Origin of the sequence: Nocardia bovistercoris (assembly GCF_015674855.1) — a bacterium.
Taxonomy (GTDB): domain Bacteria; phylum Actinomycetota; class Actinomycetes; order Mycobacteriales; family Mycobacteriaceae; genus Nocardia; species Nocardia bovistercoris.
The window spans coordinates 69,269-85,639 of sequence record NZ_JADMLG010000017.1; the positions used below are offsets into that span (position 1 = coordinate 69,269).

The 16,371-nt window shown below is 68.7% G+C and carries 17 protein-coding genes; 9 read left to right on the plus strand and 8 right to left on the minus strand.

Annotated elements, in window-relative coordinates; translation table 11 throughout:
- Positions 1-31: 31 nt before the first annotated feature.
- Positions 32-796 (minus strand): SDR family NAD(P)-dependent oxidoreductase, encoded by a 765-nt coding sequence (locus IT779_RS31020; RefSeq protein WP_196153021.1) that lies wholly within the window; start codon positions 794-796, stop codon positions 32-34.
- An 85-nt stretch (positions 797-881) separates the two neighbouring features.
- Here IT779_RS31020 and IT779_RS31025 point away from each other — a divergent pair, with 85 nt between their 5' ends.
- Together IT779_RS31025 and meaB are read left to right on the plus strand one after the other, a co-directional pair.
- The gene (locus IT779_RS31025) at positions 882-2,027 is read left to right on the plus strand and encodes a thiolase family protein (protein ID WP_196153022.1); all 1,146 of its coding nucleotides are present in this window, start codon (positions 882-884) and stop codon (positions 2,025-2,027) included.
- Positions 2,024-2,935 (plus strand): methylmalonyl Co-A mutase-associated GTPase MeaB, encoded by a 912-nt coding sequence (gene meaB, locus IT779_RS31030; protein ID WP_196153023.1) that lies wholly within the window; start codon positions 2,024-2,026, stop codon positions 2,933-2,935. The genes IT779_RS31025 and meaB overlap by 4 nt, the downstream gene beginning before the upstream one ends.
- Before the next feature lie 37 nt (positions 2,936-2,972).
- On the opposite strand, the gene IT779_RS31035 is transcribed toward meaB, so the two are convergent.
- Positions 2,973-3,626 (minus strand): TetR/AcrR family transcriptional regulator, encoded by a 654-nt coding sequence (locus tag IT779_RS31035; RefSeq protein ID WP_196153024.1) that lies wholly within the window; start codon positions 3,624-3,626, stop codon positions 2,973-2,975.
- 189 nt (positions 3,627-3,815) lie between these two features.
- On the opposite strand from IT779_RS31035, the gene IT779_RS31040 reads away from it, so the two are divergent.
- Together IT779_RS31040 and IT779_RS31045 are read left to right on the plus strand one after the other, a co-directional pair.
- A complete protein-coding gene (locus tag IT779_RS31040; protein WP_196153025.1) occupies positions 3,816-4,601 on the plus strand; it encodes an enoyl-CoA hydratase in 786 nt (261 codons plus the stop codon).
- Positions 4,602-4,818: 217 nt separating this feature from the next.
- Entirely contained in the window at positions 4,819-5,328 is a 510-nt protein-coding gene (locus IT779_RS31045) for a hypothetical protein (protein WP_196153026.1), read from the plus strand.
- A gap of 86 nt (positions 5,329-5,414) precedes the next feature.
- Here IT779_RS31045 and IT779_RS31050 read toward each other — a convergent pair whose 3' ends face one another.
- From IT779_RS31050 to IT779_RS31075, 6 genes are read right to left on the minus strand one after another with little or no spacing between them, the layout of a single operon-like run.
- Complete coding sequence (locus IT779_RS31050; RefSeq protein ID WP_408637811.1) at positions 5,415-6,227, minus strand: acyl-CoA dehydrogenase family protein; 813 nt, start codon at positions 6,225-6,227, stop codon at positions 5,415-5,417.
- Positions 6,224-7,327, minus strand: a complete 1,104-nt coding sequence (locus IT779_RS31055; protein ID WP_196153027.1) for an acyl-CoA dehydrogenase family protein — start codon at positions 7,325-7,327, stop codon at positions 6,224-6,226. Before IT779_RS31055 ends, IT779_RS31050 begins: the two co-directional genes overlap by 4 nt.
- Entirely contained in the window at positions 7,324-7,740 is a 417-nt protein-coding gene (locus IT779_RS31060; RefSeq protein ID WP_196153028.1) for a nuclear transport factor 2 family protein, read from the minus strand. Before IT779_RS31060 ends, IT779_RS31055 begins: the two co-directional genes overlap by 4 nt.
- Entirely contained in the window at positions 7,727-8,944 is a 1,218-nt protein-coding gene (locus IT779_RS31065; RefSeq protein WP_196153029.1) for a metal-dependent hydrolase family protein, read from the minus strand. The genes IT779_RS31060 and IT779_RS31065 overlap by 14 nt, the downstream gene beginning before the upstream one ends.
- A 3-nt stretch (positions 8,945-8,947) precedes the next feature.
- Positions 8,948-9,301, minus strand: coding sequence for a hypothetical protein (locus tag IT779_RS31070; RefSeq protein WP_196153030.1), 354 nt, complete (start codon positions 9,299-9,301; stop codon positions 8,948-8,950).
- Positions 9,285-10,553, minus strand: a complete 1,269-nt coding sequence (locus IT779_RS31075; RefSeq protein ID WP_196153031.1) for an aromatic ring-hydroxylating oxygenase subunit alpha — start codon at positions 10,551-10,553, stop codon at positions 9,285-9,287. Before IT779_RS31075 ends, IT779_RS31070 begins: the two co-directional genes overlap by 17 nt.
- A 390-nt stretch (positions 10,554-10,943) precedes the next feature.
- On the opposite strand from IT779_RS31075, the gene IT779_RS31080 reads away from it, so the two are divergent.
- The 5 genes from IT779_RS31080 to IT779_RS31100 are packed head-to-tail and all read left to right on the plus strand — an operon-like array spanning position 10,944 to position 16,310.
- On the plus strand, positions 10,944-12,329 hold the full coding sequence (locus IT779_RS31080; protein ID WP_332839047.1) for an ABC transporter substrate-binding protein: 1,386 nt from the start codon (positions 10,944-10,946) through the stop codon (positions 12,327-12,329).
- A 28-nt stretch (positions 12,330-12,357) separates the two neighbouring features.
- Positions 12,358-14,481, plus strand: a complete 2,124-nt coding sequence (locus IT779_RS31085; protein WP_196153033.1) for a branched-chain amino acid ABC transporter permease — start codon at positions 12,358-12,360, stop codon at positions 14,479-14,481.
- Entirely contained in the window at positions 14,459-15,172 is a 714-nt protein-coding gene (locus tag IT779_RS31090; protein ID WP_196153034.1) for an ABC transporter ATP-binding protein, read from the plus strand. The genes IT779_RS31085 and IT779_RS31090 overlap by 23 nt, the downstream gene beginning before the upstream one ends.
- Positions 15,169-15,921 (plus strand): ABC transporter ATP-binding protein, encoded by a 753-nt coding sequence (locus IT779_RS31095; RefSeq protein WP_196153035.1) that lies wholly within the window; start codon positions 15,169-15,171, stop codon positions 15,919-15,921. Before IT779_RS31090 ends, IT779_RS31095 begins: the two co-directional genes overlap by 4 nt.
- Entirely contained in the window at positions 15,918-16,310 is a 393-nt protein-coding gene (locus tag IT779_RS31100; RefSeq protein WP_198429141.1) for a hypothetical protein, read from the plus strand. Before IT779_RS31095 ends, IT779_RS31100 begins: the two co-directional genes overlap by 4 nt.
- The last annotated feature ends 61 nt before the right edge of the window (positions 16,311-16,371 follow it).

The following is a 16,371-nucleotide window of genomic DNA, read 5'->3' on the forward strand; positions in this document are numbered from 1 at the left end:
ACCGAACTACTCGGCGCGAGAGCGGAGCGGCCTACTTGGGCGGGAAGCGCAGCGCTCCGTCGAGTCGGATGACCTCGCCGTTGAGGTAGTCGTTGTCGATGATCGACAGGGCGAGTTTGGCGTATTCGTCGGAGCGGCCCATCCGCTTGGGGAAGGGCACCTGCGGTCCCCAGTACTGCTCGAGCTGATCGCCCGCCTTGCCGTAGGCGGGGGTGTTCACGGTGCCGGGGGCGATGCTGACCACCCGGATGCCGGACGGGGACAGGTCGCGCGCGGCGACCAGGGTCATGCCGACCACGCCGCCCTTGGCCGCGGCGTAGGACAGCTGGCCGATCTGGCCTTCGAAGGCGGCGATGGAGGCGGTGTTGATGATCACACCGCGCGACCCCTCGGCGTCGGGTTCGGTCTTGGACATGGCCGCGGCGGTCAGGCGAAGCACGTTGAACACCGCGGTGAGATAGAACTCGATGGTGGTGCGGAAGCCGTCGAGATCCAGCGGCGTGCCGTCGCGGCCGACCACGCGTCCGCCCTTGGCGGGCCCGCCGTGGGTGTCCACCGAAATGCGCAGCGGTCCCAGCGATTCGGCTTCGGCGATGGCCGCGAGCACCGAGTTCTCGTCGGTGGCGTCGGTGTGCACGTATCGGATGCCGAGTTCGGCCGCGAGTTCCTTGCCCTTGTCGTCGGCCACGTCGGCGACGACGACTTTGGCGCCCGCGGCGTGCAGGCGGCGCACGGTCGCCTCCCCGAGACCACCGGTCCCGCCTACGACCAGTGCGGAGCTTCCACTGATTTGCATGTCATATTCCAATCTTGCAACTCGTACTCTCGTACTGAGAAAATAGCATTCTCATAAGTGTTGTCGTTCGAAATGGAGGCCGCCAATGCCCGAAGCCGTGATCGTGTCCGCGCTGCGGACGCCCATCGGGACCGCGCGCAAGGGGACCCTGCGCGACACCAACGCCTTCGACCTCGCCGCGCACGTCGTCGGCGCGGCCGCCGAAGGGCTCGAACGCTCCGCCATCGATGACGTGGTGCTCGGCGAGGGCCGCTACGGTGGCGGCGTACTCGCCAGGCACGCCGCGGTCGTCACCGGCCTCACCGGCGCGCCCGGCGTCGCGCAGAACCGCCACTGCGCGGCGGGCATGGCCGCGGTCCAGTCCGCGGCGGGCAGCATCCGCGCGGGTATGGACGAACTCGTCATCGCGGGCGGCGTGAACTCCGACTCCACCGCGCCGCGCGTACGTTTCCGGGTCGGCGAGGACGAGTGGATCGACCCCTGGGTGTCCCCGAGCCACCCCGACCGCCCCGACGCCCCCGCCATGGACATGTCCATCACCGTCGGCTGGAACGCCGCGGTGCGCGCCGGTCTCACGCGCGCGGACCTCGACGCGTGGGCGCTGCGCTCGCACCGCAACGCCATCGCCGCCATCGACGAGGGCCGCTTCAAGGAGGAGATCCTGCCGATCCAGACGCCGCACGGGCTGTTCGACACCGACGAGCACCCGCGCCGCGACACCAGCCTGGAGAAGCTCGGCTCGCTCAAGGTGCTGCACCCGGAGATCGAGGGCTTCTCCATCACCGCGGGCAATGCCTCCGGCGCCAACGACGGCGCGGCTGCCCTCGCCATCGCCAGCGACCGGCTCGGCCTGCCCGCGCTCGGCTACATCCGCGCCTGGGCCTCGGTGGGCGTCGACCCCGCCGAGACCGGTCTCGCGCCGATCGAGGCGATCACCAAGGTCGTTCGGCGGGCGGGCATTTCGCTGTCGCAGGTGTCGGTGATCGAGATCAACGAGGCGTTCGCGTCGGTGCCGATCGCCACCATCCGCGCGCTCGACATCGACGAGGCGAAGGTGAACGTCAGCGGCAGCGGCTGCTCGCTCGGGCATCCGGTGGCGGCGACCGGTGCACGCATGATCGTCACCTTGGTCCACGAATTGCGTCGTCGCGGCGGCGGTTTCGGTATCGCGGCGCTGTGCGCGGGCGGCGGCATGGGTTCGGCGACCGTCATCGAGGTCCCCGCTCCGTGACCCGATCCGACACCGGTGCGCGGGTCGGCGTCGCGGCGGATCTCGCCGATCTGCTGACCCGCGCGCGCTCGGGTTCCATCAGGGCCGCGGGCAAACTGCTGACCCTGATCGAGGGCCAGCGCCGCGACGAGGTGCTCGCCGCGGTGTCACCGGCCCCGATCCGGGTCGTCGGCGTGACCGGACCGCCAGGCGCGGGCAAGTCGACCACGATCGCCGCGCTGGTCGCGGCCTACCGCGAGCGCGGCGCGCGGGTCGCGGTGCTCGCGGTGGATCCGTCCTCGCCTTACAGCGGCGGCGCCCTGCTCGGCGACCGGATCCGCATGGCGCGCCACATCGATGATCCCGACGTGCTCATCCGATCGCTGGCCACCCGTGGCCATCTCGGCGGGCTCACCGCCGCAGTGCCCGCCGCGCTGCGGCTGCTCGCGTCGCTCGGCTTCGATCTCGCCATGGTGGAGACGGTCGGTGTCGGGCAGTCCGAGATCGAGATCGCGGCGCTGGCCGATCCGACCGTGGTGATCCTGAATCCCGGTGCGGGAGACGCGGTTCAGGCCGCGAAGGCGGGTCTGCTCGAGGTCGCCGACCTGCTGGTGGTGAACAAGGCCGACCGCGAGGGCGCCGAGGCGACGGTGCGCGACCTGCGCGCCGAATCCGACGTGCCGATTCTGACATTGGTCGCCGCGCGCGGCGAGCGGATCGCGGAGCTGGTCGAGGCCATCGAGGCGCATCACCGCGCCGATACGCCCGAACGCCGGACCGCGCGGGCGCGTTCGCAGATCCTGTCGCTCGCCTACAGCAGGCTACGCGCGCACAGCGACCTGGATCGGTTGGCGGCCGCGGTGGCGGCGGGGGAGCGCGACCCCTACGGCGCGGCCGCGGAATTGCTGAATCCGGGCGGGCGCGGCTGAACGCACGGGTGTGGTCCGGCGCGTTCGGCGCGCCGGACTAGCCGCGCGCGAAGCCGTGGGCGCAGAAGTTCCAGACCTCGGCCGCCGAGATGGCGTTGTGGGTCTCGTCTTCGGTGACCGCGGAGGACTGCGCGGTGAACATGACCGTCTGCATGACCATTGCCGCCATCCGGCGCGGACTGGCGTCGGCGTGCAGCTGCTTGGCCTGCTGCGCGAGCTCCATCAGTTCGGTGAACAGGTTGAGCATCGGCGAATGCGCGACCTTGACCTGGCCGGGGTGGGTGACCAGCAGCTGGGGCGCGAAGTCGGTGAACAGCGGTCGCTGGGCGGCCGGATCGGGGCGGCACAGTTCGAACAGCAACTCGACAGCGACCTGGAGCTTGTCCAGCGGATCGGTGGGTCCGTCGGCGGCGGCGCGCAATTGTTCGGCGATGCGGCTGACGGCGTCCTCGAACAGGGCGAGCAGTAGTTCGTGCTTACCGTCGAATTGCAGGTAGAAACTGCGCAGCGACTGCCGTGAGCGGTCGACGACCTCCTGCACGGTGAAATCCGTCGTGCCCTTCTCGGTGATGATCGCCTGGGCCGCGTCGAGGAAGCGCTGCACGCGCTCCTCCGCGCGCAATTTGGCACTGCGCAGCGAGCGCTCGACGGCGCGTTCCTTCCAGGCCGGTTTCTCGCTCAGGCTTGTCACCGGCGCCTCGACCCTAAGTCGTCCGAAGAGAACATGGATGCACTGTACCGGAAATCAGCGAATTCATGGGTTTCACCACCTGGTCGCGGGGTTTGTGAGACTATCCTTTCCGGTTGTGAGAATGTTATTCTCCATCGGTCGAGGCACCGCCGCCCGGTGCTCGGTGTCAACAGAGCTGAGGAGTACGACTTGTACATTCGATACGACGTCGCCGATCGGATCGCCACGATCACCCTCGACCGGCCGGAAGCGGCCAACGCCCAGAACCGCGCTCTGCTCGATGAACTCGACGAAGCGTGGCGACGTGCCGCCGAGGACGAAGACGTCGCCGTGATCGTGCTGCGTGCGGAGGGTAAACACTTCTCCGCGGGCCACGATCTGAAGGACAGGTCGGGCCCGATCCCGGACAAGATCACCCTCGAACTCATCTACCAGAACGAGTCGCGCCGCTACCTGGAGTACTCGCTACGGTGGCGCAACATCCCGAAGCCGTCCATCGCCGCGGTCCAGGGCCGCTGCATCGCGGGCGGGCTGCTGCTGTGCTGGCCCTGCGATCTCATCGTCGCCGCCGAGGACGCGCTGTTCTCCGACCCGGTCGTGATGATGGGCATCGGCGGTGTCGAATATCACGGCCACACCTGGGAGCTCGGCCCGCGCAAGGCCAAGGAGATCCTGTTCACCGGCCGCCCGGTCACCGCCGACGAGGCGGCCCAGGTCGGCATGGTCAACGCCGTCGTGCCGCGCGCCGAACTCGACGAGCACGTCAGGGCGCTGGCCACACGCATCGCGGCCATGCCGCCGTTCGGCCTGCGCCAGGCCAAGCGCGCGGTCAACCAGACGCTGGACGTGCAGGGCTTCTACGCCGCGATCCAGTCGGTGTTCGACGTGCACCAGACCGGGCACGGCAACGCGCTCAGCGTCAGCGGCTACCCGATCCTGGCCCAGTTCGACGAGATGAAAGCGGGCATCGAGTAGTCCCGACCCGCGCCGGGACCGGACATCCACCATGGACACAGTTCCTTCCCTCAGCATTACCGAGTCGCCTGCCACCGCGCGGCGACCGGTACGCCGGTATCGAGACCTTCGAGACGGCAGCCGGATCCGCCGCACACGCGTCGCCGGCGACGGCAGGTCGGACGACCCGACAGCCGTCTTCACTTTCGGTAATCCCCTTTTCGAAACGAGGAAATCCATGCGTATCTCATTCCATCGCACCGCCGCGGTGTGTTGCGGACTCGCACTCGCCGCCGCCGTCACGCTGACCGGCTGCTCCGACGACGACGATTCGAGCGCCGCCGCGACGACCACCAAGGCCACCGCCGCCGCCACCACGACCGCCGCCGCTGCCGCCGCCGACGAGGCGACCACCAAGGCCGTCACCGACACCTTCACCAACTTCTTCGCGGGCTCCAACCCGCCGGAGCAGCGCGCGGCGCTGGTGCAGAAGGGCGACGTCTTCCTGCCGGTGCTGCAGGCCCAGGCGGGCAACCCGCAGGCCGCGGGCGTCTCGGTGTCGGTCTCCGCGGTCAAGCTGACCGACCCGAACAACGCCGACGTCACCTACTCGCTGCTGATGGGCGGCAACCCGGTACTGCCGAACCAGACCGGTCAGGCCGTCAAGGAAGGCGGCACCTGGAAGGTCTCGACCACGACCTTCTGCGCGCTGATGGCGCTGCAGGGTGGCTCCTCGCCCGCCTGCTGAGCGGCGCGAGCACGGCTCGCAGCGAACGCGAACGAAACGCCCGGCCGGACCACGAGTCCGAGCCGGGCGTTCACGTTCGAGGGGGACTACAGGTTCGCCAAGCGGGGCGCGGCGCCGTTCGCGCGCACGAAGGCGCCTGCCTCGCGGGTGAGTTCGCGTGCGCTGCCGAGCAGTCCGTCCAGCACGAGGGTGCGGCGCACATGCCGTTGCAGATCGTGTTCGGCGGTGAAACCGATGCCGCCGAGCACCTGCTGGCAGTGCCGCGCCGCGGTGAGCGCCGCCTGTCCGGCCGCGGCCTTGCCGAGCAGCGCGCCGAGTTCGCCCTCGGTGTGGCGCAGGGCGGCCTCGGCCCCGTCGAGCGCGACGAAGGTTTCGGCCAAGCGGTGCCGCACCGCCTGGAACGAGGAGAGCGGTCGCCCGAACTGACTGCGCTGGGTCACGTGCTCGCGGGCGAGCGTGAGCATGGTGCGCCCGGTGCCGAGCAGCCACCAGGCCAGCGCGCGCCGCCCCTGCGCCAGCGCGGGCGCGGACAGCGCCGTGCCCGTCGATGTCTCGCGCAGCGGCAGTTCCTCGTCCACGCTGCCGCCCGCCGTGCCGTCGCGCTCCCACAGCACCCACTTGCCGCCCGCGAAGGGCAGCGCCCTCGGCGCGGAGCCCGCGCCGCCGTCGGCGTGGTCGAGCACGTCGAGCAGGACGCAGGCGTGCGCGCCGGTCTCGCCGAGCAGCCGGAACAGCAGGGGCACAGCGTGTTCGGGCAGATCATCGAGCAGGTCCGGCCAACCGAGACCGCGCAGGGCGGCGTCGAGTTCGGCTCCGGTGGCCGAGTTCAGCGTCTTGCGCATGGTGTCGGTGAGCAGATCCAGTTCCGCCGCGTCGGCATCGGATTCGGCCACGGTCAGTCCTTCCCCAGATCGAGCAGGCGGCGCGCGATGATGTTGCGCTGGATCTCGGCGGTGCCGCCGTAGATGGTGGCCGCGCGCGAATACAGGAATTCGGTGCGCCACGGCGAATCGCCCAGCTCCACCGTGCCGGGCAGCAAGTCGCGCGCGGTGTCGAACAGGCGCTGTTCGGCGGTGGCGAGCAGCACCTTGTCCACCGAGGTCTCCGCGCCGAGCCGTTCGCCCGCGCCGAGCCTGCGCTGGGTCGCCGCCGAACGGCAGCGCACGGTGTGCAGCGCGAGATAGGCCGCGCCGAGTTCGGCGTCGTCGGCCTCGACGGCCGGTCCCGCGACCCGGTCGAGCCGGGTGAACAGGTAGGCGATGCGGTGCCAGAAACACGAAGAGCGTTCGTGCGGAAGCAGATCCATCGCGACGCCCCAGCCGTCGCCGGGCTGCCCGAGCATGCGCTCGCCCGGGACGACGACATCGTCGAAGAAGACCTCGGCGAACTCGTCGACGCCGTGCATGGTGCGCAGCGGGCGCACGGTGATGCCGGGGGAGTCCATGTCGACGAAGAACGCGGTGATGCCGTCGTGGCCGGGACCGGTGCGGGTCAGCAGGACGCAGCGCGCGGAGTACTGCGCCAGGCTCGTCCACACCTTCTGGCCGCTGATCACCCAGTCCGTGCCGCGCCGGGTCGCCTTGGTGCTCAGCGAGGCGAGGTCGCTGCCCGAACCGGGTTCGGAGAAGCCCTGGCACCACTGTTCGCGGCCCGACAGCAGCCGCGGCACCATCTCCGCGGCCAACTCCGGGCGCGCGTAGGAGATCATGGTCGGCGCGAGCACCTCGATCATCGAGTAGATGCCCGGCTCGGCCAGGTCGCGGTTTGCGACCTCCTCGCCGAGCACCGCGCGCAGCACGGCCGGCCCGCCGAGGCCGTTCACCTCGGCGGGCCAGCCGTAGCGCATCCAGTCCGCGTCGTAGAGCGCGCGCCGTACCCGCGCCAACTGCTCGACCTGCCCGTCGAGCGAGTGGTCGGGGCCCGGCGTCAGGTCGTTGGCGTCGAGCCAGGCGCGCACGTCGGCGCGGAATCCGGCGATGTCGGTGTGCGCGACCGTCATGTCCGCGAACGTTCGAAGGCGTGCGGGATGCCGGAGTCGTGGTCGCCGCTGCGGCGGATGAAGGTCATCCGGCGGGTGCGCAGCCGCCAGCCGTCCTCGGTGCGGACGATGGTGTCGGTGTAGTAGCCGATCCGCATGTCGTGGGTGCTGTGGTCGATGAAGCACAGCGGCTGGGTGCCGGTCGCGGTGTCGCCGTCGAGTTCGAGAACCGGTGTGCCGGTGAGGAACAGGCCCTTCGGCGCGGCCGCGACCAGGTCCGGGAACAGGTCGAGGGTGTAGGTGTCGCCGAAGGCGCTGTAGGTGCCGTCGGGGGTGAACACCTTCAGCAGGCCATCGATGTCGCCCTGGGTGATGGTCACCGCGTAGCGGGCGAGCAACTGCTGGATATCCAGCAGGTCGTCATTTCTGGACATGAATTCTTCCGCCTTTCATCACGAACCGCACATCCCTGGTGACGGTGATGTCCTGGACCGGGTCGCCCGGCACGCCGATCACGTCGGCGAGCAGTCCTTCGGCGAGACGGCCTCGGTCCTGCACGCCGATGAGTTCGGCGGCGTTGGTGGTCGCCGCCTTCAGCACGTCCAGCGGCGGCAGCCCGCGCTCGACCAGCGCGACCAGTTCGTCGGCATTGCGTCCGTGCGGGATCGCGGGCGCGTCGGTGCCGACCGCGATCTTGACGCCCGCCTTGTAGGCGGCGAGTACCGAAGTCCTTGCCTTGGGGAACATCTCGGCGGCCTTGGCCTGCAGGGCTGGGTCGGCCTTCGAGACGTCCATGGCGTCGGCCAGGCGCGTGGTCGGCACCAGCCATGTGCCGTTTTCGACCATGAGGTCGATGGCCTCGTCGTCGATGAGGAAACCGTGCTCGATGCAATCGATTCCGGCGGCCACCGCGTGCTTGACCGCGTCGGCGCCGTGCGTGTGCGCGGCCACCTTGAGTCCGCGCCGATGCGCCTCGTCGACGATGGCGCGCAGTTCCTCGTCCGAATAGTGCTGTGCGCCGGGCGCTCCGGTGAGCGACATGACCCCGCCGGAGACGCAGATCTTGATCAGCTGCGCGCCGTGCTTGATCTGGTAGCGCACCGCCTTGCGCACCTCGTCCACGCCGTTGGCGATGCCCTCCTCGAGCGTGAGGTGCAGCACGTCCGGCGCGAACGCCGCGAACATGGTCGGATCGAGGTGACCGCCGGTCGGGGTGATCGCGTGACCGGCGGGCACGATGCGCGGACCGTCGATCCAGCCCGCGTCGATGGCCTTGCCGAGCGCGACGTCGAGCAGGTAGCCGCCGGTCTTCACGAACAGCCCGAGGTTGCGCACGGTGGTGAAGCCCGCCCGCAGCGTGCGGCGGGCGTTGCCGACCGCGCGCAACATGCGAAGGGCCGGGTCGTCCTTGACCGAGGAGGCGAGCCCGGTTTCCCCGCGCCCGCCCATCAGGAGGTTGACCTCCATGTCCATCAGTCCCGGGACCAGGACGAGATCGCCGAGGTCGACCACCTCGCCCGAGGGCGCGCCGCCGACACCGACGATCCGATCGTCCTCGATCCGCAAGATGCCCGGCCGGACGATCTCACCGGTGTCGATGTCGAGCAGTCCGGCCGCCTTCAGTGTCAGCGCCGCCATGGGTCAGACCACCGGCTCGTGGATGATGTCCAGGTAGGCCGCGCCGGAGTCCGGCACCCGCGGCTGCTTCCACACCTCGACGGGGAAGGACACCATCACCAGCGACTGCAACAGGTGGAACAGGTTGCGCGCGTCGTCGGGCAGGTCGTCCCAGTCGTACTTCTCGATGTGGTCCAGCGCGGTCTGCATGCGCGGGAAGATCGTGTCGTAGACGTGCTGCATCTCGTCCATGGTCGAGGCGAGGCGCTTGGCGTAGCGCTCGGGCTCGGTCGCCAGCACCCAGTCCGAGAACTGTTCGAGGTCGGCGAATTCCGCGGGCAGGACCGCGGTGGTGGTCTGGTCAGTTGGTGTTGCCATTGCGGTACTCCTCGACGATGCGCTGGGCGGTCTTGTGCAGGTGGCGGAGCAGGACTTCCTGATCGTTGAGCGGGAAGTCGGTGACCTCGCGGGTGGCGATCATGGTCTGGGTGGCCTCGAGGGTGTTCGCGTCCTGGAGCGCGTACTCCTTGAAGGTCACCGCGGCCAGTTCCTGGGCCAGGCGCTGGCGGGCGTTCTTGGCCGGCACGAAGTACAGGCTCGCCTCGAAGATGTGCTTGTCCACCGCGGTGGGCCAGTAGTGGTAGGTGAGGTACCAGCCCGGCGCCCAGAACAGCAGGGACATGTTCGGGAAGAACTCGAACTCGTCCACGCCCCAGGCGCGGTGGCGCGCCGGGTTGATGCCCTCGGGCAGCGGGTCGAGGCCATCGATGTCGGGCCGGTCCCACGGGCCGAACAGGCCGCTGCGCAGTTCCCGTTCGATCGGCTTGACGATCGATGGGTCCTTCGGCGGCGCCATGCCGCCCCAGGAGGAGATCATCGAGTGCGGGGCCTCGATGTCGTAGTGCAGCGCCTCGTAGCCGACCTCGACGAGCTTGTCGGCCTCGTCCTTGACCGCCTGCTTCTGGTGCAGCACCGGCGCGTGGTAGAACTCGGCGAAGGCGTCGATGAACAGCTTCCAGTTGCTGCCGACCTCGGCCTTGTAGCTGTAGACCTCGGTCATCTCGTGGAACGGGTAGCCGGTCAGGCCCTTGGCCAGCGGGCCGAGGTATTCGTCGAGCGGCTTCGCGTTCGGGTCGAGGTTGACGAAGATGAACCCTTCCCACACCTCGCAGCGCACCGACTTGAGGCCGAACTTCGACTTGTCGAGGTCGAAGAACTCCTTCTCCTGCTGCACGAAGGTCAGCTCACCGTCGAGTTGGTAGCGCCACGCGTGGTACTTGCAGGTGAACTGGCGGCAGCTGCCCGAGGTCTCCTCGTTCGGGAAGTCGTCCCACACCAGCTTGTTGCCGCGGTGGCGGCAGATGTTGTGGAACGCGCGGACCACGTTGTCGTTGTCCTTGACGATGATCAGGGAAGTTCCGACGCAGGACAGTTCCTTGGTGAAGTAGCTGCCGACGCGGGGCAGCCGGTTGACCCGGCCGACGTTGAGCCAGCTCTTGCGGAAGATCGCCTGGCGCTCGTCCTCGTAGAAGGCGGGGTCGATGGAGTCGGTGTAGTCCACCGGCTCGGTGCCGAGTTCGGGGTAGTGCTGCGTCCAGCTGCCCGCAGCCGGCTTGGTGAATTTTGCCAAGGGATTACCTTTCGTGATCCAGCGTGTCCGCCGGAGTGTGGACGCCGTGGCCGGTGGGCGGTACGGCCACGACCGTCGGTGATCGCGCTAGTCGGCTCTCTCATAGGAGAATAGCATTCTCAAAAACCGCCACCAGATTTTCACGCGGGCACATCCCTGTCAATCGCCAGATCTGTCTCAGTCGGCGCCACGCCCGCACGCGGGGGCGGAACCATGGGCGGCGAGCTGTGTAGATGGCGCTCTCCCAAAATCTGATATTGATTATCCAAATCTGAGAAGATAGTTTCCCTGAAGACGAAAAGCGCAGGCACGGGCCGTGGGATGACAGAAGTTCGCCCAACCGCTCCCGACGTCGCGTACGGGCGCTGGAGCCCACGGAGGAGGAAACACGTGAGACCGCAGCGAATAGTCGTTGCCCTGATGGCGATCGCCCTGCTGGTCGCCGGTTGTGGACGCGACAGCGGATCGACCGGCACCGAGGAGACCGGTGGCGGCGGATCGACCCCCGCCGCCTCGGGCAACTTCGGAGACCTGACCGGCGTCTGCAAGCCGGGCAACGCCAAGAGCGCGTCGGCCCAAGGCGTCACCGGCAGCGAGATCGAGGTCGGGCTGGTCTCCGACATCGGATTCACCAAGAACCCGGACTTCGTCGACGCGGCGAAGGTGTTCACCTCGTGGTGCAACGCCGCGGGCGGGATCAACGGCCGCAAGATCGTCACCAACCTGCGCGACACCAAGCTCACCGAGGTGCGCCAGCGCATGCTCGAGTCATGCCGTGAGGACTTCTTCCTGGTCGGCGGCGGCGCCGCGCTGGACGGACTCGGGGTCAAGGACCGGCTCGGCTGCCTGCTGCCGGAGTTCCCGGCCCAGGTCGCCCAGACCGCGAACACCGGGTCGGACCTGCAGCTGTCCTACGGCTCATCGGCCGCCGAGGGCGTGAATCCCTACAGCGGATTCCAGGACTGGCTGATCAACGAGGCGTACCCGGGATCCAAGGGCTCGGTGGGCATGATCACCGGCGACTCCCCGATCACGAAGGTGATGGGGGACAAGATGACCGAATCCCTCACCGCCGCGGGCGCGACCATCTCCTACAGCGACCTCTACCCGATCGCGGGCGTGTCGGACTGGACCCCGTACGCGCAGGCGATCAAGGCCAAGGGCGTGAAGGGTCTCATCTACTTCGGCGACTTCCGCTACCTCGCGAAGCTCGAGGACACCCTGACCAGCATGAACTACAAGCTGGACTGGATCGACGCGAACGCCAACTCCTACAACCAGACCTTCCTCGACGGCGCCAAGTCCTCGCTGGGCACCCAGAACAACGTGCTCGACATGAGCGGCACCGCACCGCTGGACGCCGCGAACGTGCCCGCGATCAAGCAGTTGAAGGATCTGTTCGGGCAGTACGCCCCCGGCTCGCCGATCACCTTCCAGGTGCTGCGCGCGTTCCAGTCCTGGCTGCTGTTCGCCAAGTCCGCGACCAGCTGCGGCGACGACCTGACCCGCGCGTGCGTCTACAACGCGGCCAAGAAGGAGACCGCGTGGACCGGCGGCGGCCTGCAGGCCCCGCTGGATCTGTCGCGGCCGCAGTCCGAGCAGACCCGGTGCTTCAACGTGCAGCAGGCGACCCCGGCCGGGTGGCAGACCACGAACTTCACACCGAACACCAACGGCATCTTCCGGTGCGGGTTCACCGCCTACAAGTACACCCAGGACTTCGGCAAGGCGACGACTCTGGCCGATGTCGGCAAGAGCATCGATGATCTGAAATGAGTGTTGATGTGAGGGAGCTTTCGCGCTGATGGAGCAGTTCATCGCCTTCGGAGTCGTCGGTCTGAGCACCGCCGCGATCTACGCGATCATCGGCAGTGGCCTGGTGTTGACCTACACCACGACCGGCGTCTTCAACTTCGCGCACGGCGCGGCGGGAATGGTCTCGGCGTTCGTGTACTGGCAGATGACCATCGGGTGGGGCTGGCCGGTGCCGTTGGCGCTGGCCGCGGTGTTGCTGGTGTTCGCGCCGCTGTTCGGCGTGCTGTTCGCCAAGGCGCTCGCGCCGACGCAGGGGTTGGGCGACGCCGAGAAACTCGTGATGACCGTGGCGCTGCTCAGCGGTCTGATCGTGCTGGCCCGGTGGGTGTGGAACCCGAACGAGGGACGCACCCTGCCTCGGTTCTTCGCCGAGCAGAAGCCGATCGACCTTGGCCCGGTGACCATCACCTGGCACCAGGCGTTGACGATGATCGTCGCGGTCGCGGTGGCGGTCGGGTTGCGGATCCTGTTGTTCCGCACCCGAACCGGCGCGGAGATGCGGGCGACGGTGGACGACCGGGCGCTGGTCGGGCTGACCGGCGCCGATCCCCGCCGCGCCAACCGGATCGCCTGGATCCTCGGCATCGAACTCGCCGCGATCGGCGGCATCCTGATCGCCCCCATGGTCGCGCTGGACGCGGCGCAACTGTCGCTGTTGATCGTGAGCGCCTACACGGCGGCGATCTTCGGCAGGTTGCGGAATCTGCCGATGGTGTTCGTCGGCGCGATTGTGGTCGGCCTGCTGGAGAGCTATCTGACCGGCTACCTGCCGCAGAACGACTACCTGCCCGGTTTGCGGCTCGCCGCGCCCGCGCTGCTGTTGTTCCTGGCGCTGTTGGTGTTCCCGCACGGGCGCCTGCGCGGCCGGGACCGCAAGCTGAGTCCGGTGCCGCTGCCGACGGTGAACGGTTCCATCGCCTTCGCGGTCGTGATCGTGGTGGCGGGCCTGATGTTGGCGACCATGCTGACCGAGTCGGATCTGATCACCTACGGTGCGATGTTCGCCTGGGGCGTGATCGCGCTGTCCTATGTGCCGCTGCTGGGGTTCGCGGGCCAGATCTCGTTGTGCCAGTTGAGTTTGGCGGGCATCGGCGCCATCGCCTACGGTCATCTCGGCCCCAACGGCGAATGGTGGGCGCTGTTCGCGGCGATGGGCATCGCGGGCCTGGTCGGCATCGTGATCGCGGTACCGGCGCTGCGCCTGTCCGGCGTCTACATGGCGCTGGCGACAGCGGCGTTCGCGGTGATCCTGGATCGCTGGATCTTCACCCTGCCCTCGTTCGAGGTCGGCGGCGCCACGATCAAACTGTTCGACCAGGGCTCGGTGTCGATCGTCGGTCCCGATCTGTTCGGCTGGAAGATCGAAACCACCGCGGGCGTCACCGTTTTCGCGGCCGTCTGCCTGGCGCTGGCCGGACTGGCGGTGGCGGCGTTGCGGCGCAGCAAGTACGGACGCAGGCTCATCGCGTTGCGTGACAGCGAGGCCGCCTACGCCACGCTCGGCGGCAACCTGCTGGTCGCGAGGGTCTCGGTGTTCGCGCTGTCGGCGGCCATCGCCGGACTCGGCGGCGCGCTCTACGGCATGCAGGTCCAAGCCGTGGCCCCCGAACAGTTCAATCTCGTCGCGGGTCTGCCGATCTTCCTGATCGTGACCATCGCCGGGTTGGGCGCGGTGGGCGCGGGCATGTTCACCGGTGCGGTGTTCGCGGGCCCGTTGAACGTGATCCCGGTCCTGTGGCCGGGGTTGTCGAACCTGGCGCAGGTGTTGCCCGCGCTCGGCGGTGTCGCCTTCGGTGGCGGCGTGCTCAAGGAAGGCGCCATCGCCGCCATGCGCAAGGACTGGATCGCCACCTTCCGCGACCGTCTCGTGGCGCCGGTGCTCGTGCTCGTCGTGCTCGGACTGTGGGGTCTGCGCCTGATCGACGCGATCGACGGTTGGGCGTTCACCGGTGGCGCGGTGCTGGCCGCGATAGGCGCGCGGGTCTGGCACGGCTACCGCACCCGTCCCGAACCGGACCCGTCGGTGGTGCCGGTGGAGTGGATGGGCGTGCGACAGCCGTGGAAATCCGAGGACAAGGAGGTGCTCGACCGTGCCGTCACTACTGGAAGTTGACGACGTCACCGTCGTGTTCGGCGGCAACCGGGCGCTGGACGGCGCCGGGCTGCGCGCCGAAGCGGGCGCGGTGACCGGGCTCATCGGACCCAACGGTGCGGGCAAGAGCACCTTCTTCGACGTCGTGTGCGGTCTGCGCAAACCGACGACGGGCCGGGTCCACATCGGCGGCTCGGACGTCACCCGCCACGGTCCCGCGCGCCGCGCCAGGCACGGGTTGGCCCGCACGTTCCAGCGGCTGGAACTGTTCGGCAGGCTCTCGGTGCGTGACAACCTGCTGGTCGCGGCGGAGTTGGGACCGCATCGGCGCAAGGCGGCCGGTGTCGTCACCGACATCATCGACCGCCTCGAATTGCACCACGTCGCCGACCACTCCGCCGACGAACTGCCCACCGGCACAGCGCGTCTGGTCGAGGTGGGCCGGGCCATCGCGGCCAAGCCGAGCCTGATCCTGCTCGACGAGCCCGCGGCCGGTCTCGATCACACCGAGACCGAGCGTTTCGCGGCACTGCTGCGATCGCTGGCCGCCGACGGCGCCGCGGTACTGCTGGTCGAACACGACATGGGCCTGGTGATGAACGTCTGCGATCAGTTGTTCGTGCTGGATCTGGGCAAGATGATCGCCTCGGGTCCGCCCGAGGTGATCCGCCGCGACCAAGCCGTACTCGCCGCGTACCTGGGGGAAGTATGACGAGCTCGGTCGAAACGAACACGCGGGCAACGGCTTCGGATACCGCGCCGCTGCTGGCGCTGCGCGGGATCCGCGCCGCGTACGACGCCATCACCGTCCTGCACGGTGTCGACCTCGAGGTCGGCGCCGGTCAGGTGGTGGCGTTGCTCGGCCCCAACGGCGCGGGCAAGACCACCGCGTTGCAGGTGATCGCGGGCAACCACCCGGTGACCTCGGGACATCTGCTGCTCGGCGGCCGCGATGTCACCGGCGCCGACCCGCGCGACCTGGCACGGGCGGGAGTCTGTCTGATCCCCGAAGGTCGCGGGGTGTTCCCGAACCTGACCGTGCGCGACAACCTGCTGATGATGACCTTCACCGGCCGCACGCGCGCCGAGATCGAGGAGATCGCGTTCTCCCGGTTCCCGATTCTCGGCAAGCGCGCCAACCAGGTCGCGGGCACCATGTCCGGCGGTGAACAGCAGATGCTCGCGCTGGCCCGCGGGCTGGCCACCGATCCGGCGGTGCTGTTGCTCGACGAATTGTCGATGGGCTTGGCGCCGTTGATCGTCGGGCAGCTCTACGACGAGGTCGCCGAGATCGCCCGCCACGGCGTCGCGGTGCTGGTGGTCGAGCAGTTCGCCGCGGCGGTCCTCGACATCGCCCACCACGCGGCGGTGTTGGTACGCGGGCGGGTGGTGCGCGACGGGCATCCCGACAGCGGTATCCGAAACGAATTGGCAGCACTCTATCTAGGAAGTTCCACATGAGCGACACTCGCGCGGACCGGTTCGTCCGCGAACTGCAAGCACTCAAGATCCCCGATCCCGCGGCGGGCCGCTCCGGCCTGTGGCTGCGGACCGGCATCGTGCTCATGGTCGGCGGCCTGGTCGTGGCGATCCTGGCCTACTTCATGTCGCACGGCACCACCAACCCGCTGACCCAGCGCGACGCCATCACCCTCGCCCTCGGCGGCGTCGCCGCCAGCATCGTCGGCTCGGCGCTGTTCCTGCGCTACTCGCTGACCAACTTCCTGCGGTTCTGGCTGGCGCGCCAGTCCTTCGACCTCGACGCGCTCGGCGCGCGCGTGGCAGGAGAGGAGAACGGCGGGGTGGAGACCAACGGCAGCTACGACGGTGTGGCCGCCGCCGCTCGATGAGATATTCCCGCGACACGACGTGACGCGGGCTCGATGAGATGACCCCCGGCCCGCGAGGGCG